The organism is Thalassovita mediterranea, assembly GCF_001458435.1.
GTDB lineage: Bacteria > Pseudomonadota > Alphaproteobacteria > Rhodobacterales > Rhodobacteraceae > Thalassobius > Thalassobius mediterraneus.
In genome coordinates this window covers 589,670-615,189 of sequence record NZ_CYSF01000006.1, presented here as the reverse complement: position 1 = coordinate 615,189, position 25,520 = coordinate 589,670, and the positions used below count along the sequence as shown (strand labels likewise).

General features: G+C 61.0%; 22 protein-coding genes. 13 read left to right on the top strand and 9 right to left on the bottom strand.

Going from position 1 to position 25,520, the window contains the following annotated elements:
* Positions 1-1,773 carry an FAD-dependent oxidoreductase gene (locus TM5383_RS06895; RefSeq protein ID WP_058318270.1) on the top strand — a complete coding sequence of 591 codons (1,773 nt, stop codon included), beginning with the start codon at positions 1-3 and terminating at the stop codon, positions 1,771-1,773.
* 67 nt (positions 1,774-1,840) lie between these two features.
* Here the strand turns inward: TM5383_RS06895 and TM5383_RS06890 are convergent, their stop codons facing one another.
* Positions 1,841-2,077 (bottom strand): hypothetical protein, encoded by a 237-nt coding sequence (locus TM5383_RS06890; protein ID WP_058318269.1) that lies wholly within the window; start codon positions 2,075-2,077, stop codon positions 1,841-1,843.
* Positions 1,977-3,521, bottom strand: a complete 1,545-nt coding sequence (locus tag TM5383_RS06885) for a hypothetical protein (RefSeq protein WP_058318268.1) — start codon at positions 3,519-3,521, stop codon at positions 1,977-1,979. Before TM5383_RS06885 ends, TM5383_RS06890 begins: the two co-directional genes overlap by 101 nt.
* A 432-nt stretch (positions 3,522-3,953) precedes the next feature.
* Between TM5383_RS06885 and TM5383_RS06880 the strand changes: the two genes are divergently transcribed.
* Positions 3,954-5,096 carry a hypothetical protein gene (locus TM5383_RS06880; protein ID WP_058318267.1) on the top strand — a complete coding sequence of 381 codons (1,143 nt, stop codon included), beginning with the start codon at positions 3,954-3,956 and terminating at the stop codon, positions 5,094-5,096.
* Positions 5,097-5,100: 4 nt separating this feature from the next.
* Here the strand turns inward: TM5383_RS06880 and TM5383_RS06875 are convergent, their stop codons facing one another.
* Positions 5,101-6,132, bottom strand: a complete 1,032-nt coding sequence (locus TM5383_RS06875) for a 5-oxoprolinase subunit C family protein (protein WP_058318266.1) — start codon at positions 6,130-6,132, stop codon at positions 5,101-5,103.
* Positions 6,129-6,890 (bottom strand): 5-oxoprolinase subunit B family protein, encoded by a 762-nt coding sequence (locus tag TM5383_RS06870; RefSeq protein WP_058318265.1) that lies wholly within the window; start codon positions 6,888-6,890, stop codon positions 6,129-6,131. Before TM5383_RS06870 ends, TM5383_RS06875 begins: the two co-directional genes overlap by 4 nt.
* 295 nt (positions 6,891-7,185) lie before the next feature.
* Here TM5383_RS06870 and gap point away from each other — a divergent pair, with 295 nt between their 5' ends.
* The gene (gene gap / locus TM5383_RS06865) at positions 7,186-8,208 is read left to right on the top strand and encodes a type I glyceraldehyde-3-phosphate dehydrogenase (RefSeq protein ID WP_058318264.1); all 1,023 of its coding nucleotides are present in this window, start codon (positions 7,186-7,188) and stop codon (positions 8,206-8,208) included.
* Here gap and TM5383_RS06860 read toward each other — a convergent pair.
* Positions 8,205-8,969 carry a hydroxypyruvate isomerase family protein gene (locus TM5383_RS06860; RefSeq protein ID WP_306345449.1) on the bottom strand — a complete coding sequence of 255 codons (765 nt, stop codon included), beginning with the start codon at positions 8,967-8,969 and terminating at the stop codon, positions 8,205-8,207. The genes gap and TM5383_RS06860 overlap by 4 nt on opposite strands.
* 340 nt (positions 8,970-9,309) lie before the next feature.
* On the opposite strand from TM5383_RS06860, the gene thiC reads away from it, so the two are divergent.
* From thiC to thiD, 7 genes are read left to right on the top strand one after another with little or no spacing between them, the layout of a single operon-like run.
* The gene (gene thiC / locus TM5383_RS06855) at positions 9,310-11,151 is read left to right on the top strand and encodes a phosphomethylpyrimidine synthase ThiC (RefSeq protein WP_058318263.1); all 1,842 of its coding nucleotides are present in this window, start codon (positions 9,310-9,312) and stop codon (positions 11,149-11,151) included.
* Complete coding sequence (locus TM5383_RS06850; protein WP_058318262.1) at positions 11,148-12,086, top strand: FAD-dependent oxidoreductase; 939 nt, start codon at positions 11,148-11,150, stop codon at positions 12,084-12,086. Before thiC ends, TM5383_RS06850 begins: the two co-directional genes overlap by 4 nt.
* Positions 12,076-12,273: a sulfur carrier protein ThiS gene (gene thiS, locus TM5383_RS06845; RefSeq protein ID WP_058318261.1), complete on the top strand. Its 198-nt coding sequence runs from the start codon at positions 12,076-12,078 to the stop codon at positions 12,271-12,273. The genes TM5383_RS06850 and thiS overlap by 11 nt, the downstream gene beginning before the upstream one ends.
* A 3-nt stretch (positions 12,274-12,276) precedes the next feature.
* Entirely contained in the window at positions 12,277-13,050 is a 774-nt protein-coding gene (locus tag TM5383_RS06840; RefSeq protein ID WP_058318260.1) for a thiazole synthase, read from the top strand.
* The gene (locus tag TM5383_RS06835; RefSeq protein ID WP_058318259.1) at positions 13,050-13,655 is read left to right on the top strand and encodes a thiamine phosphate synthase; all 606 of its coding nucleotides are present in this window, start codon (positions 13,050-13,052) and stop codon (positions 13,653-13,655) included. The genes TM5383_RS06840 and TM5383_RS06835 overlap by 1 nt, the downstream gene beginning before the upstream one ends.
* Entirely contained in the window at positions 13,652-14,605 is a 954-nt protein-coding gene (locus TM5383_RS06830) for a HesA/MoeB/ThiF family protein (protein ID WP_058318258.1), read from the top strand. The genes TM5383_RS06835 and TM5383_RS06830 overlap by 4 nt, the downstream gene beginning before the upstream one ends.
* A 3-nt stretch (positions 14,606-14,608) precedes the next feature.
* Complete coding sequence (thiD, locus tag TM5383_RS06825; protein ID WP_058318257.1) at positions 14,609-15,337, top strand: bifunctional hydroxymethylpyrimidine kinase/phosphomethylpyrimidine kinase; 729 nt, start codon at positions 14,609-14,611, stop codon at positions 15,335-15,337.
* On the opposite strand, the gene TM5383_RS06820 is transcribed toward thiD, so the two are convergent.
* From TM5383_RS06820 to TM5383_RS06810, 3 genes are all read right to left on the bottom strand, one after another.
* Positions 15,331-19,182, bottom strand: a complete 3,852-nt coding sequence (locus TM5383_RS06820) for a translocation/assembly module TamB domain-containing protein (protein ID WP_058318256.1) — start codon at positions 19,180-19,182, stop codon at positions 15,331-15,333. The two genes, thiD and TM5383_RS06820, sit on opposite strands and share 7 nt — an antisense overlap.
* A complete protein-coding gene (locus TM5383_RS06815; RefSeq protein WP_143570191.1) occupies positions 19,182-20,882 on the bottom strand; it encodes an autotransporter assembly complex protein TamA in 1,701 nt (566 codons plus the stop codon). Before TM5383_RS06815 ends, TM5383_RS06820 begins: the two co-directional genes overlap by 1 nt.
* A gap of 307 nt (positions 20,883-21,189) precedes the next feature.
* Complete coding sequence (locus TM5383_RS06810; RefSeq protein ID WP_058318254.1) at positions 21,190-22,302, bottom strand: zinc ABC transporter substrate-binding protein; 1,113 nt, start codon at positions 22,300-22,302, stop codon at positions 21,190-21,192.
* A gap of 98 nt (positions 22,303-22,400) precedes the next feature.
* Between TM5383_RS06810 and TM5383_RS06805 the strand changes: the two genes are divergently transcribed.
* From TM5383_RS06805 to TM5383_RS06795, 3 genes are read left to right on the top strand one after another with little or no spacing between them, the layout of a single operon-like run.
* Positions 22,401-22,901, top strand: a complete 501-nt coding sequence (locus TM5383_RS06805) for a Fur family transcriptional regulator (protein WP_058318253.1) — start codon at positions 22,401-22,403, stop codon at positions 22,899-22,901.
* Position 22,902: 1 nt separating this feature from the next.
* On the top strand, positions 22,903-23,715 hold the full coding sequence (locus TM5383_RS06800; RefSeq protein ID WP_058318252.1) for a metal ABC transporter ATP-binding protein: 813 nt from the start codon (positions 22,903-22,905) through the stop codon (positions 23,713-23,715).
* Positions 23,716-23,720: 5 nt separating this feature from the next.
* Positions 23,721-24,524 carry a metal ABC transporter permease gene (locus tag TM5383_RS06795; protein WP_058318421.1) on the top strand — a complete coding sequence of 268 codons (804 nt, stop codon included), beginning with the start codon at positions 23,721-23,723 and terminating at the stop codon, positions 24,522-24,524.
* A gap of 36 nt (positions 24,525-24,560) precedes the next feature.
* Here the strand turns inward: TM5383_RS06795 and TM5383_RS06790 are convergent, their stop codons facing one another.
* Entirely contained in the window at positions 24,561-25,502 is a 942-nt protein-coding gene (locus TM5383_RS06790) for an AEC family transporter (protein ID WP_058318251.1), read from the bottom strand.
* Positions 25,503-25,520: the final 18 nt, after the last annotated feature.

Sequence of the window (25,520 nt, the reverse complement as noted above, 5' to 3'; positions counted from 1 at the left end):
ATGCTGACGTTCGAGGATATTTCAAATCCCAGTCACGTCCCCGCTAATCTGCTGCCTGCAGGCGTACCGGAATTGCTGGCACCGCCTGCTGCCGGGCAGCCGGTGGTGACGCGGCTTTTGTATCAACAGGTGAATGCGGCCGGCACAGGGGCTTATGCGGTGGACCATCTGGCGGAACCGTTGGCGACGCTGATGGCCGAGGACCGCCTGGCGCAGGCGATTGTCGATATGGGCGGTGACCCGTCGGAGCCATCGTTTCTGGCAGGCCGTGATACGGCCGCAGCGACCGGTAGTTCCGCGCTGGCACAAGCGTTGCCGCCATCGCGTACCGGCCAAGCGGACCAGGGTGTAGCCGAAATGGCGGTGCTGGATGCGGGGATTGCCTTCTGGAACCCTGCGTTTACGGACCCGAACGGGCAGTCGCGTTTTGCCACATTCAGTGGGTTGCGTTTGCAGGCGGGGCAGGTTGTTGGGCCGCAGGTCCTGACGGCACAGCAGCTGTCCGACATGGTGGCGCGGGGACATTCGATCCCCGGCGATCGTGAAAATCGCCGTCAGTTGGCGATTTTGATGCCCAGTTCGGTCTATGCACCTGGCCCAAAGGGGCGCGATTTGTTTCCACCGGATGAGATGGCGCACGGTACCGCGATGAGTGAGATGATCTTGTCCACTGCGCCTGCAGATGCACGCCTGCACGGTATGGAGTTGCCCCAAGATGTGGTGCGTGATCTGACAGGTGGCTTGATGACCGGCGTTCTGGTGCCTGCGGTTCGGGCGTTGATTGATCAGGTGATCGCCGCCCGGTCTGATACCAAACCCTTCCGTATGGTGATGCTGGTTGCCTTCGGCTTCCTTGGTGGTCCACAGGAGGGCATGGGCGTGCCCGCGCCTTTGGTTTCGGCGCTAAGTGCGCTGTTGGCGTCCTATCGCAATATTGGGGTCGATGTTGAAATGGTGGTGCCAATGGGCAATCACCTGCAGGATCAGGCCCATGCGCGGCTGACAGCTGGGCGCAGTGTTGGTTGGCGGATCCAGCCTGATGATCATTCTGCCAACACATTGGAGTTGATCTATCAAGGCCGGCCCGCCCGTCTACGTCTTACCGCGCCGGATGGAAGCAAGTTGAAACTGCGCCGCAAACGTGCAGCATTGGGGCGAATTCTGTATCAGGGTCGCGCGATTGGTGCCGTTTGGGATGAGCCATTGGGCCGTGGCATGTGGCGCACACGGATCAGTCTCACCCCGTCTGCCACCCGAAACACCGGACTGTCGCACGCACCTTTTGGCCGCTGGCAGGTGAAACTGCGCAAAGGTCGCGCGGTTCAGACCTGGGTGCTGCGCGATGAGGTCGGGTTCGATCCCGATCCCTCGGCCCCGTCACGGCGCAGCTGGGTGGAGGATGGGGTGCGCCCCCTGCGGGACCCGCTAGGATATCCGTTCCTAGACGACAGTGCGGCGCCGGCGGGGGCATTGGTGTTGCGGGATGGTTCGGCATCTTTGCTGGCCACTCATCAACAGGCGCAGATCACCTCAGTTGGCGCGCAATGGTCTGCCAAGCCGGACCCGACCACCGCCCAGAGTTGGTACAGCGGCAACGCGTTAAACGGGATGCCACCGGATCAATGGGCAGACCTAAGCTATGGGGCACAATCTGAGTATCGGTCGATCGGGCCGTTCGGGCGTCGTGCGGTTCTGGGCAATGGCAGCCCACGACGCTACCGCGCTGCGGGCACATCGCTTGCCGCGGCGTTGGTGGCTGGCCAGCGTGCGTGATTGCAAAAGGCGGCGCGTTGCATTGGCGCGCCGCCTATCCGTTGGTCATTGCGCGGGGGGCGGCCGTCTAGATCACCAATTGGGCGGCAAACCCGGTATTGCGCAGCGTTAGCATGGGGTAATCTTCGTCGCGCAGCTGATCAAAGGTAAAGCCGGGCTCATAGCGGCGCAGTTTTTGCGCGGCCTCTTCGGCGCCTGTGCGGTCATTGACCAGTAGCCGTAGGGCAACCAGATAGCGCAGTGCGGCACGATGGGAGGGATTGTTGCGGTGTGCGGATTGCGCGGCGTCCAGTGCGGCGCGCATGTCGCCTTTGCCCAATGCGGTCAGGCAACTCCATATCCCAGGCGAACACATGTGGCAGCCCATCCGCTGCCTTACGTGCAGACAGTGCCGCACGATGTGCCGCATCCACATCGCCGTGCAGCAGGGCAAAACGCGATTGCGCCTGAAGAGCATAGGGATTGCCGTCATCGCTATAAAGCGCGGCGCGCGATAGGTGTTCGGCAAGGTCCAGATCGCCCTTTAAATCTAGCGCAACACGCGCGCCCATTGCACAGATCAAAGGATTGGCCGGGCGTAGCGACAACGCCTCATTCGCCAGGCTCTCGGCTTCGGCGGCCAGATCGGTGTTGCCGTTGGCAAATTCCATTGACTGGGCCAAACGCGCAAATGCCCTCCATGCCAGTGCCACAGCCGCACCTTCGCCACTGCTGAGGGTGATCAACTCGCCCTCGGCTTTGTTCAACTGGTCTAGGTCGGATACATAAAGCCGCGAAATGGCCCGGTGCATTGACATCAGCGGGGACTGTTGGGCCGGGCGCAGTGACCTGAACCGCAACAAAACCTGCGCCAATGCGCGAGAGGCAAATGCCTGCACTTCTGCTCCATCGGCCAATTGGCCCATATCCATCGGCAGACGCAAACGGCCGGACCACAGAAACCGCCGTTCGCGGTCGGCAAGGGCGCGCAAATGCACATTCCACCACCCTGCAGCAACCACGGACGTCAATTCCAGATAGACAACTGCGCTGGCCCGTCCCAGCCGTTCGGGATCCGGTTCTTCGGCGGCAAAGATCTCATCTGCGCCTTCAGCTTCCAGACGGGATGACAGGGTATCAACCAGCATCATTTCCAGAAACTGCGCTTCGCCGCCACCATTGCGTTCCAGCGGGCGGATCACGAACACGGTTCCCCCCTGTTCGCTGTGTCCGTGGGGGGCGGTAATCTGATTTCCTATGGCCTTAGCGGCGTTTTCCGGCGCCGTCTTGGGCGGTGTTGGCGGTTCGGGTGAATTCGCGCTGCGTGCAACATCACCTGCGCGCAGATCGCGCAACCAATCGTCAAAGGCGGGGTCAGGGGCATCCACCAGTTCCAGCAGTTCAGCGCGTCCCGCCAGCGCGGGCTTATCGTCGACTGCAATGCTGTTGCACAGCCAGACCTCTAGCCGGTCGGCGCCGATCAGATCGGCGTTATCCCCTAGATCCTTGCGCAGATTGGCGAGGGCACGACGTAGGTTGGCTGCTGCCTTTTCAGGGGGTTTGTCCGACCACAACATGGCCTGCAACCAAGCGCGTGAACACCGCCGCCCGGGTGTCATAGCGAGTAGTGCCAGAATGCCTCGTACTTTGCGGTGTTGCGGTGTCAGATCCTGCCCTTCGGACGCAGACAGCACAAACCGTCCCCGCACCACAATCGTGGCACGGATGGCGCGATTTGCATTGGCCATGCGTTCTGCTGGTTTGGTCATAAACCGTCTTTCGCATCGGGGGCTGAGCAGTAAAAATCGACTGAAAGCTAGATCTGTGCGGGCGTCCCCCTGCCGCGACACGTTCTAAAACTCTCATAAGCCATAAGAATATTAATTCAACTTAACACAATTCTGAACCGAAGGGTCAGAATTTTGATGCGCCCTCGCGGCAGGGTTTTGGTGTGGTCCGTGCTTCATTAGGGGACCGTGGCCTTTTCAGATCACGCTGGCTTCACGGAGATATGTCACAAACTCGACTGTCGAGCGTTCGACTGGACGCGCCCCAACTCATGAGGACATGGCCTCTTGGTCCTGTCGAACGCTCGACGCGATGAACCAGTCTCAGTTTGTGTGAACCTATTCGCAACTCAATGCGGTGTGATGGCCAAGGTGCCGCCGCGCGCAATTGGATGATCATCGAAAGGACAGGAAATGTCTGCCGCCGCTGCATTGCAACAGTCAACGCTCCGCCAGTTTGTGCAGGCGCGCGACGCATTATGGGCGCGGCTGTCTGTTTTTGATTGGGTGTCCGGTGTTGATCTGGGCCTGCCGCCCACCACGGCCTCTGCCAACGGTGATCAGATCGTTTTACGTTTGCACCTGCGCGACGATGTCGTTCTGTCACGCGGGCAGCGAGCGATGATCCCTACTGTTGTGGCTGGCATCGCTGTGCATCAGGTCTGCGCCAGCTATTATAGTGGCGTCGATGCGACGCGCCCCGCTGTTGCAGCCCCAGTGGCAAGTGCAAGAGTGCAGTCGGGCAATTCAATTGGGCGTTTGTGTGGGGCGACAGGTACGGCCGGTTTGTTGGTTTTGGATCGGCAAACCCGCCAGCCCGGTGTGCTGTCCAGCTGGCAAGTGTTGGCAGGGGAATGCGCGCGTCGCGGTGATCCGGTTGTGCATCCGGGGCTCGCAGATGCAGATATTTCGGATAGCGATCATATTGCCAACCTTTGCCGTTGGATGCGGGATTGGGATGGTGATGGGGCCTTTGCCACACTGGAAACCGGACGGCGCTGGCATAGTGCCTTGGCTGGCCAGTCCGTGTCGCAGACCAGTACGGTCATCGCGCGCGCTGTCGCTCCCGCAGCGATTGGCATGACACTGCGCCGTTTCGGACGCGGTGAGGGTGTGACCGCATCGGTGGATGGTATCGGAATTTATCGTCGCCATTATCAAAATAGCGACGGAAGCCTTTGCTGCGTTGATATGGAGGGTATCCTGCTGCGTGAAACCCCCACAGGAGCGCACGCCGGCGCTGCTTTATATGGCGCGGGCCATCAGGGGGCGTTGTGGGCGCTTGCTGGTAACGAACACTGCCCTGAAGGCGCAACAGGTGTTGGTCTGCAATGCGCCCGTTCCCAGTCGGGGGATGCGGTGATCTTGTCTGATCTGGCAACGGTTTTGAAACGGCTGGACCTGATCCTGCCCGATGCCGCCCCTGAAGCGGTTGCTCTGGCGACTGTGGACGGGGGCATGAAAACCGGATGGGGCAGTGTTGGGGATTTCTTCGAATATTGCGTGGCGCTGGAGCATCGACGTGACGCCAGCCCCAAGCAACGCGAGGCTGGGTAAGGGTTTACGCCTCTCCCCCGCGGTCCAGGTCGTCGCCGTTGGTCACACCACTGATCAACTGATAACTCAGCAGATCACGGATTTGGTGGGGATCGCGAATTTTCACGTCGGCCTTGGCCATTAAGGTGTTCAGCTGGCTTGCCTCTGACATGTACAGGCGATCTGCCTCGTCCAGTGTGATCAGTGACAGTTGCAATTTGGCCCCAAGTGAGGACTGGGCCAGCTTGGGTAAATCCTGCGGAAGCACAGTGCCAAGGCGTGGATAACCGCCCATCGTTTGACAATCTGCCATCAACACATAGGGCACCCCGTCGCCTGTCATTTGCACATCACCCGCGCAGATGAAATCCGACGCCAGCGCCGCCGCATCATCAGCTGGGAAAGGTGCGCCATCATGGTGCAGGCGCACGCCTTGGCGGTTTGCGGCTGCATCGCGCTGAAATTCCGTCGCCAGTGCGCGCGAAAGCGTTTCAGGGGCGAACAGCGATGTCTGCGGGCCGGGCAACATGCGCAATGTGCCACCGGAAAGGCGATCCTCGACCTTCAGGCGGCGGGTGGCGGCCATTGGATCTGGGTCTGCGTGCATCATTAAACTATCGCCAGCTTGCAAAAGGGCGCCGATGCCCAATGCAGCCTGTGTCGCGACGCTCCCCAGCCATGCAGGCACATCCAGCATCGCGGCAAAGATAAGGTAGCCATAAACCCCAGCATTGGCCCTGCCGATATCCAGACGTTGACCGGGGGTGATCAAGTGGCTCTCGTTCCAGCCCAGTGGTTCACCGTCTAATGTGGCGCGCATAGGTGCGCCTGTCAGGGCAAAGCGGCAGGGGGCGGTGACGCTGAAACTGCCCCCCATACCGGCCATTTCGATTGCGGGTAAAACACTGCGCGACTGCAGCAATGCGGCACCTTCCAGCAGGGCCAAACGATCAGCTGCCCCACCTGTTGCGATGCCCTGTGCCATGTAGCCCGGTCGGCCCAGATCCTGAACCGACATTGCGGGACCCGCGCGGTGAATGTGAAGGGTCGCGTTCATGTCAGCACCTCCAGCCGGGCGCCGCCCAAGCCGTCGTTGTTTTGCGCAATCAAGGCGCGATACTCACTGTCGCTGACTTGGTGCAGTCGTAGTGCGTCGCCCTGTTGCAGTACAAACGCCTCGCTGCGTTCGCGTAGAAATGGCCGAAACCCTGTTTGTGCAATTTGCCGCCAACCAGTTGTCGAGGCATTGCAAAACAGCACCATCTGGCGCACTGCCGTGACAATGGCGCCCGCAGGAACCTGCGGCGTCAGCTCGCGTTGGCGGGGAACCTGCCAAGTGTCTGGCAAATAACCTAGATAAGGTTGTCCTGGGGCAAATCCGATTGCCAGAACACGCAGGTCTGTAGCCTGTGCATCAGCGATGATCTGTGCCTGCGTTAGGCCGCTGTGTTCGGCAAAATCCTGCAGCTGAGGACCGTGTTCACCGCCGAAGGCTACAGGAATGTGCCAACGCCTTTTGGCGGCAGGCAGCTGCGCGTTTGTGGGTCGGGCGTCGATCAATGGCTGCAAGGCTGCGCCGAGGGTGGCACGTGTTGTCACTGTGGGATCAAATTGAACCAGAACGGATGTGAGAGAGGGCACCACATCGGTGACACCGGAAAACGCTGCCGCGCGCACATCATCGTTGAAGGCAAGGCAGGCCGCTGTCGCCGCATCTGACGCATGGCGACCGAACCGCACCAAAATACCTGTTTGCCCCAGAGCGAGAACTTCGGCGGGGGCGGTGTCGTGAAGGAGGGATTTAGACGCAGACATTTTGGGCTCCGGCGGGCGGGGTTTCCTTTGATTTGCCGCTTTCGCCGCGCGTGTCAATCGCTTGTGCCTACAACTCTTGCGGTCTGGATCGTTTGGCGGGTGTTGGGTGGGCGTCCAATGTGCAGCAAATCGCAGAAAACCAACTGTCGTGAAAATTTTACTCGCTTTCTAGGGGCTGCGCCTCTAGATGATGTTAGCGCTATCATGATTCGAGCGTCGGATGAAGCAAACCTGCCTGCCGGGCACGGTGCATCGCTGGCGCGCTATTCGGGCAAGCCGAGGAGGGAACATCAAAATGACAACGAAACTTGCCATCAATGGATTTGGCCGCATCGGCCGCTGTGTGTTGCGTGCTTGGATCGAATCCGGCCGTAAAGACGTCGAAATTGTTGCGATCAATGACTTGGGTCCGGTCACGACCAATGCCCATTTGCTGCAGTATGACAGCGTCCATGGCACATTGAATGCCGACGTACACGTCGACGGTGACATGTTGATTGTGAACGGCCACAAAATTCGTGTGACTGCCGAACGTGATCCTGCTGCTCTGCCTTGGGGGGATGTAGATATCGCGTTGGAATGCACAGGCTTGTTCACCAAGCGCGAACTGGCAGCCAAACATCTGGAAAACGGATCTGACCGTGTATTGATTTCGGCGCCGGGTACGGATGCGGATCGTACCGTGGTTTATGGTGTGAATGATCACACGCTAACGGTCGAAGATCGGATTGTGTCCAATGCATCATGCACGACCAACTGTCTGGCGCCAGTGGCCAAGGTGTTGGATGACGCCTTTGGCATTGAGACCGGCTATATGACCACGGTGCATTCCTACACTGGCGATCAACCAACGCTGGATACCATGCACAAAGATCTTTATCGCGCGCGGGCCGCGGGTGTTTCGATGATCCCCACCTCAACCGGTGCAGCGCGGGCGGTAGCGCTGGTGCTACCACACCTGAAAGGGCGGCTGGACGGATCCGCTATTCGGGTGCCGACGCCCAATGTTTCGGTGGTGGACCTGACCTTTATGCCGACCCGTCCGGTCACGGTCGAAGAGGTGAATGCAGCAATCGGTGTGGCTGCTGCGGACGGCCCGTTGAAGGGCGTGCTGGCGCAGAGCACCCTGCCTTTGGTTTCAACCGACTTTAACCACAACCCGCATTCGTCTATCTTTGCTGTTGATCAGACCAAAGTGACCGAGGGCGGCATGGTGCGCGTCCTCAGCTGGTATGACAACGAATGGGGCTTCTCAAACCGGATGCTGGATACCGCTGGGGTGATGGCAGCATTGGGCGCGGTCGCGCAGGCCGCCTAAACCAGTGTTTGCATCCAAGCGAGAGAGGCTTCGGTTTCGCCTTGGGGGCGGTATTCTGCCCCCAATGGCGCGTTGTAACCGCGCTGCCTCAGATGTTGAAAAACCACTTTGTAGTTGAGCGTCCCTTGGTCCGGCCGGCCGCGATTTGGGACACCTGCAAATTGGATATGGCCAATGCGGGGCAGATGTTTGTCCAGCTCTGCGATCACATCCAGACCCATGCGGGCGACGTGGTAGCAATCAAACATCATCGCCAAATTGGGCGCGCCGACCTGATCAATGATCGCCGCCGCCTGATCCGGTGTGGTCAGGAAATAGCCCGGCACGTCGTGATCATTGATCGGCTCTATCAACAGGGTCAAACCATACGCCTGCGCACGGTCACAGCCTGTTTTCAGGGCGGTGATAAACGCGGCCTCAGCCTCAATTCCTGCGGCTTTGCCTGCCATGACATGAATATTCGACGTGCCTGTTTTGGCTGCATAGGTGATGGCCTGATCTATCGCCGCCAGCGCATCTTCGGCACGATCTACCAGCGCAGTTAGGCCAAATTCCCCCGCCGCTGGATCGCCCAAAACGGTGTTTAGACCCAACATCGGTAGGCCCGTTTCCTGCAGCGCGGCGCGGACCTCTGCTGGATCGACATCATAGGGCCAATGGCATTCAACCGCATCAAATCCGGCACGTTTGGCAGCGCGGATCGCTTCTGGCAGCGGCAGGTCCGCCCACAGAAATCCTAAGTTCGCAGAAAATTTCACCATGCTTTGCCCCTGATTTCACTGATCTTTTCATGCCATCGCTGCCGCCCCCGACGCAAGAGCGGCGGGAAGCCCGTTGACACTAGGGCACCTGCGGCCCATGTTCCGCCTTGTCGGGGGAGTCTCACCAAGGAGACTGAGAGGCTGACAGGCGCAAGGGCAACCTTGCACCGGCGACGCGACCCTTAGAACCTGACCCAGTTGACACTGGCGTAGGGAGACCAAGGGACGCAGTGCGTTCTTTGGGCCGCATTTGGGCCCTGTTTTCATGGGATCAGTGCGGTCTCTTTCTGCCTCATCGTTCGGCTTGGGTCTTTTCGAGATCAACGCTTGAGGAGACGCCATGAGCACTGAAACCAAAACCGCCGCAGAAAATGCCGTGGATCAGACCGCCGCCAAAATCACCACTGGCCCGCTGCCCGCATCCTATAAAATTTACGTCCACGGCCAGACGCACCAAAGCTTGCGCGTGCCGATGCGCCAGATCCATGTGGGCGGCGACGAGGCGCCGGTCACGGTCTATGACAGTTCTGGCCCCTACACCGATCCAGCGGCAGAGATTAACATCCGCGAAGGTCTGGCTGACAACCGTGGCACATGGCTGCAAGAGCGCGGTGATGTTGAAACCTACGAGGGCCGCGCCGTCACCGACGCCGACAATGGCTTTGCCAAGGGTGACAAGCTGGTCCCTGCCTTCCCACAGCAACGCGCGCCGTTGCGTGCGGTGGGGGATAAGGCCGTTACCCAGCTGGCCTATGCCCGTGCTGGGATCGTGACGCCTGAGATGGAATTCGTGGCGATCCGCGAAAACAACGGCCGGATCAAAGCATGGGAAAAGGAACGCGACGGTCATGATTTCGGCGCCTCCATCCCCGATCTGGTGACGCCGGAATTTGTCCGTCAGGAAATTGCCCAAGGCCGCGCCGTCATTCCCGCCAACATCAACCACCGCGAGTTGGAACCGATGATCATCGGGCGCAACTTCTTGGTCAAAATCAACGCCAATATCGGCAACTCTGCTGTCACCTCCTCGATGGAGGAAGAGGTGGATAAAATGGTTTGGGCCACCCGCTGGGGTGCGGATACGGTGATGGACCTGTCCACGGGCCGCAACATCCACAACATCCGCGATTGGATCATCCGCAATAGCCCCGTGCCGATCGGCACCGTGCCGCTCTATCAGGCGCTGGAAAAGGTGAACGGCATTGCCGAAGATCTGACATGGGAAGTGTTCCGCGACACGCTGATCGAACAGGCCGAACAGGGCGTTGATTACTTCACCATCCACGCCGGTGTGCGCCTGCACATGGTGCCGATGACCGCCAAACGGGTGACGGGCATCGTGTCGCGCGGTGGGTCGATCATGGCGAAATGGTGCCTGCATCATCACCGCGAAAGCTTCCTCTATGAACATTTTGAGGAGATCTGCGAGATTTGCCGCCGCTATGATGTCTCCTTCTCGCTGGGTGACGGGTTGCGCCCCGGCTCCATCGCGGACGCCAATGATGAGGCGCAGTTTGCCGAATTGGAAACACTGGGTGAGCTGACCAAGATCGCCTGGGCCCGTGACTGTCAGGTGTTTATCGAGGGTCCGGGCCACGTCGCCATGCACAAGATTAAAGCCAACATGGACAAACAGCTGGAACATTGCCATGAGGCACCGTTCTACACGCTTGGCCCGCTGACCACGGACATCGCGCCGGGTTATGACCACATCACCAGCGCCATCGGCGCGGCGATGATCGGGTGGTATGGTTGCGCGATGCTGTGTTACGTGACGCCCAAGGAACACCTTGGCCTGCCGGACCGTGATGACGTGAAAACTGGCGTGATCACCTACAAACTGGCCGCCCACGCGGCGGATCTGGCCAAGGGGCATCCGGGCGCGCAGGACCGTGACGATGCGATCAGCCGCGCGCGGTTTGAATTCCGCTGGGAAGATCAGTTCAACCTATCGCTGGACCCTGAAACCGCGCGTGATTTCCACGATGAAACCATGCCGAAAGAGGCCCATAAGGTGGCGCATTTCTGTTCCATGTGCGGGCCGAAGTTCTGTTCGATGCGGATTTCCCACGACATCCGGGCTGAGGCAGAAAAGGCCGAGGGTTTCGCCAAAATGGCGGCGAAGTTCCAAGAAGGTGGGGAGCTGTATATTCCCGCTGATCAGGTGGAGCCGGCGGAATGATCTGCACGGTTCTGGGCGCTGGCGTGGCGGGGCTGTGCGCTGCCACGGTGCTGGCGGAACGGGGCGCGGAGGTTCGGGTCATTGACCCGGGCCTTGCGCAACCGGCCTCGATGTTGGCGGGCGGCATGATCGCCCCCTTCTGCGAAGGCGAGAGCGCGCCGGATTTGGTGGTGCAGATCGGCCAAACCGCTGCTGACTGGTGGCAGGACCGCATCGGCCCGATCACCCGGCGCGGCACGTTGGTCATTGCCCCCAGCCGCGATCAGGTGGAGCTGGACCGTTTCGCGCGCGCAACATCCGGTCACGTATGGTCTAGGCCCGCCGAACTGGAACCGGCGCTGGAAGGGCGCTTTGCACGTGGTCTGTTTTTTGGCGCAGAGGCACATATGGACCCGCGCGCCGCGCTGCGCCTGTTGCGCACCCGTGCGGATGGGCTGGGCGTGACCTTTGCCACCGATGGGGATGAGGTCGGTCAGGTGATCGATTGTCGCGGTTGGGCCGCGCGTGATCATCTGCCGGACCTGCGGGCCGTTCGGGGCGAAATGCTGTTGGTGGACGCACCTGATGTGACCCTTAGCCGGACCCTGCGGCTGCTGCATCCACGGTTCCCCTGCTACATCGTTCCGCGTGGCGAAGGGCGCTATATGATCGGCGCCACAATGGTGGAAAGCGCCGATAGCGGGCCGGTTACGGCGCGCGCGGTGATGGAGCTTTTGTCGGCGGCCTACACCGTCCACCCCGCCTTTGCCGAGGCGCGGGTGATTGAGGTCAGCGCAGGTCTGCGCCCCGCCTTTGCCGACAACATCCCCGTTCTGCGTCAGTTGGACGGGCGGTTTTACCTCAACGGGATGTATCGCCACGGCTTCCTCATGGCGCCGCATTTGGCGGAACAATTGGCCGATACCCTGATGGGAGGATTGCAAAATGCAGGTTGATGTAAACGGGCAAGGCGTCACCGTTCAGGCCGTGACTTTGGCGGATCTGTTGACCGAACAGGGGTTTGAGGCGGCAGCGGTCGCCACAGCGGTGAACGGTCAGTTTGTGCCGCGCCCGTCGCGGGCAAACCATACGCTATCGGATGGCGACCGGATCGAGGTCCTGTCGCCCATGCAGGGGGGCTGAGTGATGTTTTACGGCGTAGAACTGGAAAGCCGCCTGATGCTGGGCACCGCGCAATATCCCTCACCCGCTGTGTTGCAGCAGGCGATTCAAGCATCCGGCACAGAGGTGATCACCGTCTCCCTGCGCCGCGAGGGGCAGGGCGGTGCGGGGTTTCGCGATCTGATCGCCGCCAGCGGCTGCCGCATCCTGCCCAACACCGCCGGTTGCCACACTGCGGCTGAGGCGGTGACAACTGCCCAGATGGCGCGCGAGGTGTTTCAAACCAACTGGATCAAGCTAGAGGTGATCGGCCACGCCGACACTTTGCAACCCGATCCTTTCGCCTTGGTCGAAGCGGCGCGGGTTTTGTGTGCGGATGGGTTTGAGGTCTTTCCCTACACCACGGAGGACCTGATCCTTGGCGAAAAACTGGTGGAGGCCGGCTGTCAGGTGCTGATGCCCTGGGGGGCGCCCATCGGGTCGGGACAGGGGCTGCGAAACATCGACGGTCTACGCGCGATGCGGGCGCATTTCCCCGATATCCCGCTGGTGGTAGACGCCGGTATCGGCGCGCCGTCGCAGGCCGCGCAGGCGATGGAACTGGGCTATGACGCGGTCCTGTTGAACACCGCTGTGGCGAAGGCGCTGGATCCTGTCGCGATGGCCGCCGCCTTTGGTCAGGCGGTGCGTGCAGGGCAGATGGCGGCACAGGCGGGGTTGATGCCACGGCGCGATATGGCCGCCGCCTCGACCCCGATTTTTGGAATGGCAGATTTTAGTGCAAGTGAGGGCATGTAATGGATCCCTTTTATCTGATCGTTGGTCATGTCAGCCAACTTGAATTGTTGGTACCGCATGGCGTGAAACTGGTGCAGCTGCGCCTGAAAGACCTGCCAGAGGCAGAGCTGCGCCGCCAGATCGCGCGGGCGCGTGATTTCTGCGCCGTGCATGGCGCGCAATTGGTTGTGAACGACTACTGGCAGCTGGCGTTGGATCTGAACTGCAATTTCGTCCATCTCGGGCAGGAGGATTTGGATACCGCCGACCTCGACGCGTTGCGCCGCAAGGGGGTGCGTTTTGGCCTGTCCACCCATGATGAGGCGGAGCTGGAACGCGCCTTGGCCGCCGATCCTGCCTATGTGGCGCTGGGGCCGGTCTATGAAACCAAGCTGAAGAAGATGAAGTGGGCGCCGCAGGGTCTGGAAAAACTCAGCAGATGGAAGGCGCGGGTGGGTGATCTGCCACTGGTGGCCATCGGTGGCCTGACGCCGGACCGTTTGCCTGCCGTTTTTGCTGCCGGCGCCGATAGCGCGGCCGTGGTGACCGACATCATGCTGTCAGACACGCCAGAGGCGCGCACGCAGGAATGGCTGAAGATCACTGGTGCTGAGGCAGGCCGGTGAGCCGCTACAGCCGCCAGGAACAATTGCCCGAGGTCGGGGCATCGGGACAGGCCCGCCTGCGGGCGGCGCGGGTTCTGGTGGTGGGCTGCGGTGGACTGGGCGCGACCGTGATTCCGGCGCTGGCGGGGGCGGGTGTTGGGCACCTCTCATTGATCGACGGGGACGTCATCGAAGAGAGCAACCTGCACCGTCAAACCCTGTTTCGCCACGCTGATCTGGGCCGCCCCAAGGCGGTTGTGGCGGCAGAGGCGGTGCTGGGCCTGAACCCAGAGGTTTCTGTGTCTGCGCAAGTGGCCTATCTGGATGCGGCGTCGGTCGCGGCGAGTTTGCAGGGCGTCGATCTGGTGGTGGACGCCGCTGACAGTTTTGCCGCCACCTATACGCTGTCGGATGCCTGCCTGTCGGCTGGGGTGCCGCTGATCTCTGCCTCGGTCCTAGGGCGTTCAGGCTATGTGGGCGGATTTTGTGGTGGGGCGCCGTCCTATCGGGCGCTGTTTCCTGACCTGCCGACCCAGCGCCAAACCTGCGTCGAGGCGGGCGTTATGGGGCCAGCGGTCGCCACGCTGGGCGCGTTGCAGGCGCAGATGGCATTGTCGTGTCTGTTGGGGCTGGAACCTTCGCCATTGGGGCAGATGATGCAGGTGGATCTGGCTGCTTGGCGCGTGTCATCCTTCCGATTTGAGGGCGCGCCAGAGGTGACGGGGCATCGCTTTGTCAGTGTGGATCAGATCACCGCGCAGGATCGGGTGATCGAATTGCGCCCCGAGGCAGAGGCGCCGCTGCCCCACCCGCAATCCATACGCTTGGGTATGGAGGCGCTGACGACCTTGCCGATCACGCAAGCACGCACCGTTCTGACCTGCCGCTCTGGCCTGCGTGCTTGGGCGGCGGCGGATCAACTGGTGGCGCTGGGCCATAGCGATCTGGTGCTTTGGGCCGCAGGAGAGTAGGCAATGGCGGTTTTGATGATCGGTGGCATCGACAGTTCTGGCGGTGCAGGGGTGTTGCGCGATTGTGCGACCGCCGTCGCCTTCGGCGTTGGCGCACGCGTCGCGGTCACGGCGGTCACGGCGCAGACGGATCGCGCTGTTCTGGCGGCAGAAATGTGCAGCCCCACGACATTGGCCGCACAGATCAACGCGGCGTTCGCGCAAGGGCCGGTAGGCGCCATCAAGATCGGCATGTTGGGCACAGGCGCGGCGGTCGAAGAGGTAGCGGGCGCACTTGTGGAACGCCCTGAGGTCCCCGTTGTCCTTGATCCTGTGATTGCCTCCTCCTCCGGCAAGGCGTTGATTGATGAGGCGGGGCTGGACGTTTTGTTGGACCGCTTGCTGCCCCTGACCACCCTTATCACGCCGAACCTGCCCGAGGCTGCGCAGCTGGCCGCGCGGTTAGGCGTGGCGGAGGATGCGGTGAGCCAAGCGCTGATGGATCGCGGGGCAGGCGCCGTTTTGATTAAGGGGGGGCATGGCGACGGCGCCGAGGTGGTCGATCACCTGATCACCCCGCAAACGGCGCATCGTTTCGCTGTTCCGCGTCAGCAGGGCAGCCTGCGCGGCACGGGCTGTGCGCTGGCAGCAGCGATTGCCTGTGGTCTGTCACAGAACCATACGCTGCCGGATGCGTGCCGTGCAGCGCAGGCCCATATTCAGCACCGCTTCGCCGCTGCGCGCGATCAGTAGTCGCGTTCGATAAACAGACCAATGCCAGTGTCGCCATCCGATCCCAACCGTCCCCGCGCGGTCACGCTGGGGCTAAGCTGTAGGTTCAGGTCGATGCGGCTGTTTCCAGCGGTGTCGGCGGTAATCTCTGTGTAGATGTTTTCGTTGATATACTTGCCAACCCGCGCTTGCGCGGTGCCATCCTCATCCGTGGTCACATCCAGATCATCCAGCGCCAGTTCCCGACGCACGCCACTGGTCAGCCCTTCGCCACCTTGCCCAGACAATGTGCGCAGCGCATTTGCCAGACGCACCGCTTGCAACGGTGAGATGGAGTTGATTTCACGTCCAAACAGCAAGAGGGACAGCACTTCATCCTCAGGCAAGTCTGGTGTGGACGAAAACCCCAGCACGGGCGCGCTTGCTTCACCTTCGATAGAGATCATGGCGGTCACGTCGTCGGCTTGGGTTTCGGCGACAAAGCGGATGAAAGGATCAAAGGCACCTTGCAGCTGAATGAGCCCCTCGGTCAGGGTCAATCTGTTGCCCAGAATGTCCAGTCGCCCTCGTATCAGATCGAATTGCCCCTCGGGAATGACATCGATAGTGGTGCCGCCGACACGCAGCGCGCCCCCTAGTTCAGCGTCTAGTCCGCGGCCACGCACAAAAATCTGCGATGGTGCATTTACCTGCAGATCCAATGCGATGGCGCTGGCGCGGCCGTTGCCACCTGTGGTCGGTGCCTCGATCAGGCCAGCCCACCCGCGCAAGCGGCGCACTGCTGCGGGTTCATTGCGGTGTTTTAGTCCCGGCAGACTGGCAAAACTGGGGGCGGAATTGGCGGGAAGGCGCAACTCTGTGGCGCCCAGATCAATCTGGCCGCGCAGCGCAGCGCCACCTTGCCCGACATTGCCCGTCAAGGACATGCGGCCTGAGAGCGTGGTGTCATAAAGGCTGGGATCGCGGGCAATCACATCCCGCAGCGCAACCTCAAGGTCCGCGCGCAGGGTGGGGTCCAGCGCAACCTGTCCGTCCAGCGTGACCTGCCCACCCAATGCAGGTCGTGCGCTTAGATCCAATGTGGCGCGGCTGCCCCCCAATGTGACACTGCCGCTGATGGCCTCGATCGACTGGCGCAGGGTTGGCAAGGACAGGCGCGCGTCGCGGGTGGTGATCTGCCCAGAAAGCGAAGATAGCGCAGGCGGCCCATCAACGCGCAGGTCCACACGGGCAAAACCGCTGATGTTGCGGGGTTGGATCAATGCGTTTGCCAGGCTGAGGGGCAGATCCCCTGCAATTGCCAGCGCAGTGTCAGCAAAATCTTGCGCCACGCGCCCCGTGGTGCGCAGGCTGGCGCCCCCCGGTCCACTGTGGCGGCTATCAATTTGCCATTGCCCGTCCGCTAGTTTGGCCTGACCTGCGGTGCTGAGGGCGCCGTTGATCCCCGCGCCCAAAAGGGCCATGTCGCGCAATCGCGCGGTATATTGAACGTCCGCGGATTGGGTGTCGCCACTGCCTGTGAGGGTGAATTGCAGTTCTGGCGTGTTGATCACCACATCCCGCAGGAAGATCGGGGCGTCTGAGGTCTTCTGCGCCTCAACACGCAGGGTCGACGCACCGGCCAGCAGGGCATCGACAATGGGGTTGGTAATCGCCAGATCACGGCTGTTGAGGGTTGCTGAGACGTCAAACAGCTGTTGCAGTGGCTGACCGGATCCTGTCAGCGACAGATCAATCGCGCCAGACAGTGGCACGGGCAGGGTAGCCAGCGCGCTGTAGGGGGACAGATCGGATGCAGATAGGGACAGGGTGCCTGCCACCGTGGGTGCATCGCCCGACACTTGTGAAAGCGTCAGCTCTGTCTCGGCGCGCATTTGTGCCGGCGCGTTGAGGGTGGTTTGCACATGCCAGTCGTCTGCATCGGTTTGGCGGGCCGTCAGGGTCAGGCTGGCAGGACCGGACAGTTCCGGCGTCAGGCGCGCGGCATCGGTCAGCTCGGCCCGTAGATCCAGCGTGCTGTCGCGGGATTTCAGCGCGGCTTCGGCGCGGATCAGGGCCGCCTCACTTTGCAGCTGGAGCGGCGCGATAGTGGTGCCATTGGCATCGCGCCGTCCGTTCAGTGTCAGGCGACTGGTGCCGGACAGCAGGGTGTCTAGCTGTGGTTGACCCAGTGTCAGATCGTCTGTCTGTCCGCTGAGGTTGAGGTCGAAAGCACCCGACAGGGGCTGCAGGGTGCCCGTCGCTGTCAGCCGCGCCTGCCCTGACAGCGATTGCCCACTTATCATCGCAAAGCGGCTGAGGTCGTCCGCCTCTACCAGCAGGTCAGGGGTGAGTGTAAGGGCGCCATCGGTGTTGCGGCCCAGGGACAGATCACCGGTCAGTTGATAATCCGCCCCACGCATTTGCATATCGCTCAGTGTCAGCGCATCGCCCTCTTTCAGCGCGAAGCGGGTTGTCATGTCGATCACCCGACCCAAGGCCTGCGCTAACGCGGGATCTTTCGGATCAATGCCTTCGGCGGTGAGGGTCAGATCCCCTGCGACCTGATTAAGACCGTCGCCGGTTGTGATCTGCCCGCGTCCTGCAAGGCGTGCCTCTGACAGGGGAAAATCTGTCTGTCGCAGCCCGATGATATCGGCATCCAACTGCCAGTCGTCCCCGTGCGCGGCATCGTGGTTTATCGTAAACTGAACACGTTCCACCTGCGTTGGCGTATCGCCCAGCGGCAACAAGACAGGGGCAGCGCGGCCATTCTTCGCCGGGGCTGCAATTTGCCCGTCGATGGCGATCAGTTCCGGCCATCCGTTCTGCAGCGTCACCATGCCGTTAAGGCGCATTGCCTGACTGCGCAGGGACAGCTGATCAAGGCGCAATTCCCCAGCCAGTTGACTGCCGCTGACGTTCAGCCGCAGATCTGTGCCAAAGAAATCACGGTATTCGGGGGCAAACAGCGGTGTCAGATCCCCGCCCAGACTGGCGCTGAAGGTTTGGCGCGGCGGTGCCGCGTCGCCCTGCGTTTGTGGAGCAGAGGTCGGTTGTTGCGTTCCCAAGCGCAGCGTGCCTTGCAGCCGTTCCGCGCCATCGCTGGATAGGGTTGTCGTGGCCTGAAAATCCGACAATGGCCCTGCGCCGTTGATTTCAAAGGCGACAGATGGGGCACCGGGCAGGTTCAGGCTTTGGCTCAGCAATCCGCCTTTGCCTTCGCGAATACGCAGGTCGATTGCGGCTTCTTGGTTGGTGTTATGATAGCTGGCGTTCAGGGTGAAATCGCCCTGAACCTCATCGCTGCGGGTTATTTCTAGCTGTGTTTGGCCAGCACCATCAGCCAGCATCATTGTGCCCGACAGTGACAGTTGAACATCCTGCCCCAAAATCGATGCGCCGATGTTCGCCTGCTCGATGCCAAGATCACCGATGGTGATTGAAACTGGCAGTTCTGGCAGCGCAAAGGGCTGTGCCTCTGGGCTGGGTAGCGCATCAGAAGGCAGGGGCATGCGCGGCCAGTCCAGATTTTCTGCCCGCAGGGCGTTTACCTCGACGCGGCCTTGCAGCAGGGCGCTGCGTGTCCAATCCAACTCGACGTTTTCAAGGCGGAGCCAGACACCTTCAGCGTCGGCAATGCTCAGGCTGTCTAGCTGCGCCTTTGACGACAGTGCGCCTTTAAAGCCGGTGATCTCTACCGCGCGACCTGGGCTGGATAGGTTGTCTTCCAGCAGGGTTTCTAGGTAGCTGCCGCCGTCTTCCTCTGCAGGGACTGCCTGCTGCGCGGGCACCGGCGTGCTGAGCAGGGGCAGGGCGCACATGGCTGTGCCCAGCCAGAGTGTGCGGCGCATGCGGTCAGGGTGCTGAGTGGATTTCGTCATCATCAAAAGGCCTGCCCGATCCCGACATAGATTTGCACGCGGTCGCTGCTATCGCCGCGGATCGGGGTGGCGACGTCCAGTCGAATGGGGCCCACCACCGTATCATAACGCAGCCCCAGACCCGCGCCTGCGTGCCAGTCGCCATCACCATTCACAAAGCTTTCGCTGCCGATGTAGCCCGCATCTGCGAACCCGACGAGGCTGAATTTATTGTTGATCTTGCCGCGTAATTCGCCCGAAAGACCCAGAAAACTGCGCCCGCCTGTGCGGTTGCTGCCTGTGCCCACCCCCAGCGATTGAAACGGTTGGCCGCGCACGGTGCCACCGCCGCCGGACTGGAACAGTAGATTGGGCTGTGTGCCCGCAATTGATGATCCTGCCACTGCGCCAAACTGCAATCGGGCCGCCGCGATCAAGCGGTCGTTCAACACGGGGCGATAGATTCGACCGTCTAGTGTCGCCTGCGCGCCGCTTTCGGTGCCATCCAGACCCAGATAGGGCGTCAGGGACCCGCGTAGGAAATGGCCGTTTGTCGGGTTCAGCGTGTTGTCGCGCCGGTCCCATTCCATGCTGAGCGCCACACTGGCCAGTGTGAATCGTGCCGTTCCCAATGCAGTGTCGGCCTCTGCTCGACTGAAAGACAGTTCAACCTCGCCCTTCAGATCGTCCCGCAACTGGCGGCTTGCCCCAAAGCCCAGATCCAACACATCGAGATCGAACAGGGGTTCTTGTTCCGAAGAAATATCAAAGCTGAGGAATGCGGTGGTGTCTGGTCCGAAACTGGCGGGGCGATCCAGACGGGCGCTGAGGCTGTAGTCAAGGCGTTCAGTATCGGTCCCGATGTCGCGTACAGCACCTTCGATGCGCAGTCGTTCGGCCCCACCCAAGAGGTTGCGGTGCATCCAGAACCCGCTGAGCTGTAGGCCGGTTTCAGTCGCGATTTCCACGCCTGCACCAAATCGGCGGGGGGCAGCATCAACAAGACTTGCTTCGACATCCAGCACGTCGCCAGCCCGTAGCGCATCCGCTTCTCGTAGCGAAACAGATCGAAAGGCGCCACTGCGCCGCAGTCGGGTCGCGGCCTGATCTACAGCGGCTGGGGTGAATGTTTCCCCGCTGGGCAGGCCGGCGATTTCCTGAATACGTTCGGCCCGCACCCGTTTTTCGCCATCAGGCAATAAGCGCCCGAATGTCACCTTGGGGCCGGGGGCTAGCGCGATTGTGGCATCTAGTTGTTGGCGGGCGTGGTCAGCACTCAGGTCCTGACTTGAGACACGCACCTTGGCGTGACCAGCATCACGCCATGCCGTCTGAGCATCGCGCGCGGCACGGATCACGGTTTCTGCGTTTGCACGTGCGCCCTTTTGGAAACCCTCTGTGGGGGCAGTGTTGGCGGGCAGCGGGGCGATGCGCGCAGTCCCAAAGCGGAAGGGTTTGCCGGGGCGGACATTGATCGCCACACTGCGGATCGTTTTTGGTGGGGCAGTGACCGGGATCAGGGCCGCTTCTTGACCGTTGAGCCGGATTTCGATCAGTCCAGAATAGTAACCGTTGGCATAAAGCACCTCGGTCAGGCGCCGGTAATCCGCTAGCGCGGCGGCAAAGTAATCCTGCGCGGTTGGGGCCTCTTCCGTTGCGGCCTGTCGTAGCAGCGATGCGGCCCTAAGCTTGCCCTGCAATCCACTATCGGTGGTCGCAAGCACGTTCAGCGTGACGTCAACTTTTTCAGTTTCCTGTGCGTTTGCAGGCAGCGTTGACAGTGTGCTGAGGGTTGCGATGCAAAACGCAAGCCCGACGCCAGAGTGCAAGAGATGTTTGAAGTGGAAAAATGACAATAGAGATCGGGCCGTGTGAATAGATCAGTTAGCCTCAACCTAGGGCTTGTTGCCAGTAAGGACCAATCACTTTCGGCTTTTCGGCAAAAAGGTGCCCGAAAAATAACGCCCCCGTGTGGGAAACAGGGGGGCGCAGGTTCGTATGGCCCAGTGGGCAGATAAAGTCTGGCCGATTTTAGTTTAGGCAGCCTGCGATTTCATCGGCCACTGATTTGATGATGCCAGCATAGCGCGCCGCGCCTTCGGGCTGATCGGCACCAAGCGGATCCAGAGCTGCCACATTCACGTCCAAGCCATCGAAAACGGTTTGGATCAGGCGCGGGCTGAACTGTGGTTCGCTGAAGGCGCAGGCAACATTTGCGTCGCGCACTGCCTCTTGGATTTCTGCGATGCGGGCGGGGCTGGGATCCGTCGCGTCGCCAACACGGATCGCACCCAGAGCCTGCAGATGGAAACGGGTTTCAAAGTACTGGTAGGCGTCGTGGAAAACGACAAAGGGTTTGCCTTCGACAGGTTCCAACTGCGCATGAACCTGCGCGATTACCTCTGCCAGCTCCGCTTTGCCTGCATCGGCATTGGCTCGGTAGGTCGCGGCGTTTTCGGGATCCAGCGCGCTCAGTTGACCGGCGATCACATCCAGCCAGATACGGCCGTTTTCCGGGTCCAGCCAAGCGTGGGGGTCGACACCGTCGTGGTCATGATCGTGGTGATCGTCGTGACCCTCTGCATGATCATTGTGCGCATGTTCGTCATGATCGTGTTCTTTATGGCTGTCGTGATCATGGCCTTCGTGATCGTCGTGTTTTTCATGGCCGTGGTCATCATGATCTTTGTGCCCGTGATCGTCGTGATCATCATGCTTGTCATGATCCGCGTGGTCGTCGTGCCCATGGCCTTCGTGATCGTCGTGTGCCCCACCGCCAAAAACAACGGTTTCACGGAAGTTGTGCTGGATGGTGCCGTCTGCCTCCAGCAGTTCCAGATGGGTGGCGCCTTCGGCCAGTGTTTCCAGCGGCTCATGCAGCCATGGGGTCAGCGGTTCGCCGATCCAGACCACCATATCGGCGTGTTCCAGCGCCAGTGCCTGCGAAGGGCGCAGGCTGTAATGGTGGGGGGAGTTGCCAGGATCCACCAGCAGATCGGGCTGGCCCAGATCGCCCATCACCTGCGACACCAGCGCATGGACGGGCGCGATGTCGGTGACAACTTTGGGCACCTCTGCAACTGCCGTGCTGGCAGCCAAGAGCGCGGAAGAGGAAAGGGTGAACCGGAACAGGGACAACGCCATCTGAGGATCCTTTGTTATCATATAACATATCTTGAGATGGGGCTTGTATAGTGTATAACATAACATTACAAGCCCTTTGATCCAGAAGAGGAGCGCTCATGCCCAGCGACGGACAGCCCGCAGACCCCGCCAAGAGCTTTCAGCCGCACGACCATTCCCATTGCGTCGCAGATGCGGTTGCTGCGCTAGAGGCTTATTGTAGCGAAAACGGGGTTAAACTCACCCCTGTGCGTCGGCGTGTGGCGGAAATCCTTTTGGCTGAACATCGCGCGATGGGGGCCTATGAAATCCTTGATGTGCTACGTGGCGAAGGGCTGGGATCACAGCCGCCTGTGGCCTATCGGGCGTTGGATTTTCTGACCACACATGGGTTCGTGCATAAGGTCGAACGGCTCAATGCCTTTGTCGCCTGCACCCATCCGGGCGCGGATCATAGTCCCGCCTTTCTGATTTGCCGTTCCTGCAACAAAGTCGCCGAGGCAGAGGCGCCCGGCACCGATGGTCAGTTGGGCAAAGCTGCCGCCGCCGTTGGGTTCCAGATTGAACAGGCGGTGGTCGAAGTAGAGGGGCTGTGCCCCGATTGTACCGACGGAGCGTAAGATGACCCGCTTGATCGAGATTGAAGGCGCCGCTGTGCATCAGGGCGCGGTGGTTGCCTTGCGTGACGTGGATTTCCACATTGATCGTGGGGAGATTGTCACTGTGGTCGGCCCCAACGGGTCGGGTAAATCCACGCTGATGAAAACCGTGATCGGTGCGTTGAAACCCAGTTCTGGCCGCGTCACCCGTGCGCCCGGACTGCGCATTGGATATGTGCCGCAAAGCCTGCAGATTGATCCGACGCTGCCGATCACCGTGGCACGCTTTCTCGGCTTGCCGCGCCGTCTGCCACGGGCCAAGGTCTGCGCCGTTCTGGAACAGGCAGGCGTGCCGGATCTGGCGGATCGGCAGATGGCGGCCCTGTCTGGGGGGCAGTTCCAGCGGGTGCTGCTGGCGCGGGCGATGCTGGAAAAGCCGGATTTGCTGATTTTGGATGAGGCGACGCAGGGTCTCGATCAACCGGGATCCGCTGCGTTCTATCGCCAGATTGAAGAGATCCGTCAGGCAGAGGGCTGCGCGGTACTGATGGTCAGTCATGAGCTGCATGTTGTTATGGCCGCCTCGGATCGGGTGATCTGCCTCAACGGGCATGTCTGTTGTCACGGGGCGCCTGAAATCGTCGCCTCTGCGCCGGAATATCGTGCGCTGTTTGGGTCGGGCACCGGTGGGGCGCTGGCGCTGTATCGTCATGACCACGATCATTCGCACGATAGCGAAGGCAACTGCCTGCATGATCACGATTGCGGTCATGAGGATAGCCATGATCATACGCAGGCGCATGGTGCGGCGGTTAAGCATGAGGGGGCACACTGATGGATCTGCTCGACAGTTTTATGATGCGCGCGATGCTGGCCGGCGTTGGCGTGATGATCGCCGCCGCGCCCTTGGGCTGTTTTGTGGTCTGGCGGCGGATGGCCTATTTTGGCGACGCAACCGCGCATGCGGCCATTTTGGGCGTCGCGCTAGCGCTGGGCTTTGAGATTTCGATCTTCGCTGGTGTGTTGGGCGTGTCGCTGGCGATGGCGGTGACGGTCAGCACGCTGTCTGGGCGCGGCTATGCGATGGATACGCTCCTCGGGGTGCTGAGCCATTCGGCGCTGGCGTTCGGCCTGGTGGCCGTGTCGTTCCTGCAAGGTGTGCGGGTCGACCTGATGGCCTATCTCTTCGGTGATATTCTGGCGGTCAGCCGTGGTGATCTGGCGGTGATCTGGGGCGGGGCGCTATTGGTGCTGGCACTGGTCTGCTGGCGCTGGTCTGCACTGTTGATGTCGACGCTCAATCCCGACATGGCGCATGCCAGTGGCATTGATCCCAAACGTGAACAGCTGGTGCTGACATTGTCGCTGGCGGTTGTGGTTGCGGTGGCGATCAAAGTGGTGGGCGTGGTGTTGATCGCGGCCTTGTTGATCGTGCCAGCCGCTGCTGCGCGGCCCTTGGTGCGCACGCCAGAGGCCATGGCGGTTCTGGCGGCGGTGATTGGCGTTAGCTCTGTCCTTGGCGGGTTGCAGGGGGCGTTGGTCTTTGACGCCCCGGCAGGGCCAAGCATCGTCTGCGTTGCTGCGCTGATCTTCCTTGCCGTGTCTGTAGGCGACGGGGTGCGGGGCACGCTGCGCGGAAAGTGATCCACTTTCCGCCGCCCCTTTCTGGATCAGAAAGGGTTACGGCAAAAGCTGCAGCCAGCCCCAGACGGTCAGGATACTGGCGGCTGTTCCGATCAGAACCGACGAAGCGGCAACCTTCTGTCCGACGCCGTAGATCGACGCAAAGAGATAGGTATTGATCCCCGGCGCCATTGCTGCCGTCACCACGGCAGAACGTAGCGCGCCGTCGCTCAGTCCTAGTGCGGTGCCAAGGGTGATCACCAGCGCCGGATGCACGATCAGCGACATCGATAGCACATAGCCCATCACCCGCAGATCCCCATCTAGCCTATAGCGCACCAGCACACCGCCCAACCCAAACAGTGCTGCGGGCAGGGCGGTGCGGGCAATTAGATCCAGCGCCACCTGCGCAGGTTCTGGCATTACCAATCCGGTGAGGTTCACGATGAACCCCAGCGCCAGTGCCACCACCAGCGCGTTTCTGAACATCGCATTGCCAATATTCAGAACAGTGCGCCCGACGCCCTGACCGCTGCCATTGGCGCGTCCGCGCACCACCTCCATCACGGTGATACCCAGGAAATAGCAAAACGGCGCATGAATCGACACGATGGCAAAGTTTGACGCCAACGCCTCCACCCCATAGGCGCGCTCGGTAATCGCAAGTCCTAGTAGGACTGAGTTTGAGAACAGGCCGATGAAGCCGATCGCCACACTGTCCACCGCGCCCCGTTTGAACAGGAACCGTGTGCCCAGCATGGCGAGGACAAAACTGGTACCCGCGCCAACGTAGAATGAGGTGAGGAGCCGCCAGTCAAAGCTCTGGCTCAGATCCAGACGGGCGATGGCGGTGAACAGCAGGCAGGGGATGGCGAAGTTCTGGGTGTACTTCATCAGCCCGTCGATCTGGTCACGGCTCATATAGCCGCCACGGGTGCCCGCGTAGCCCACCCCAATGACGAGGAAGACCGGCAGGATGATGTTGAACAGATCTTGCATTGCTCAGGGCCTTGTATG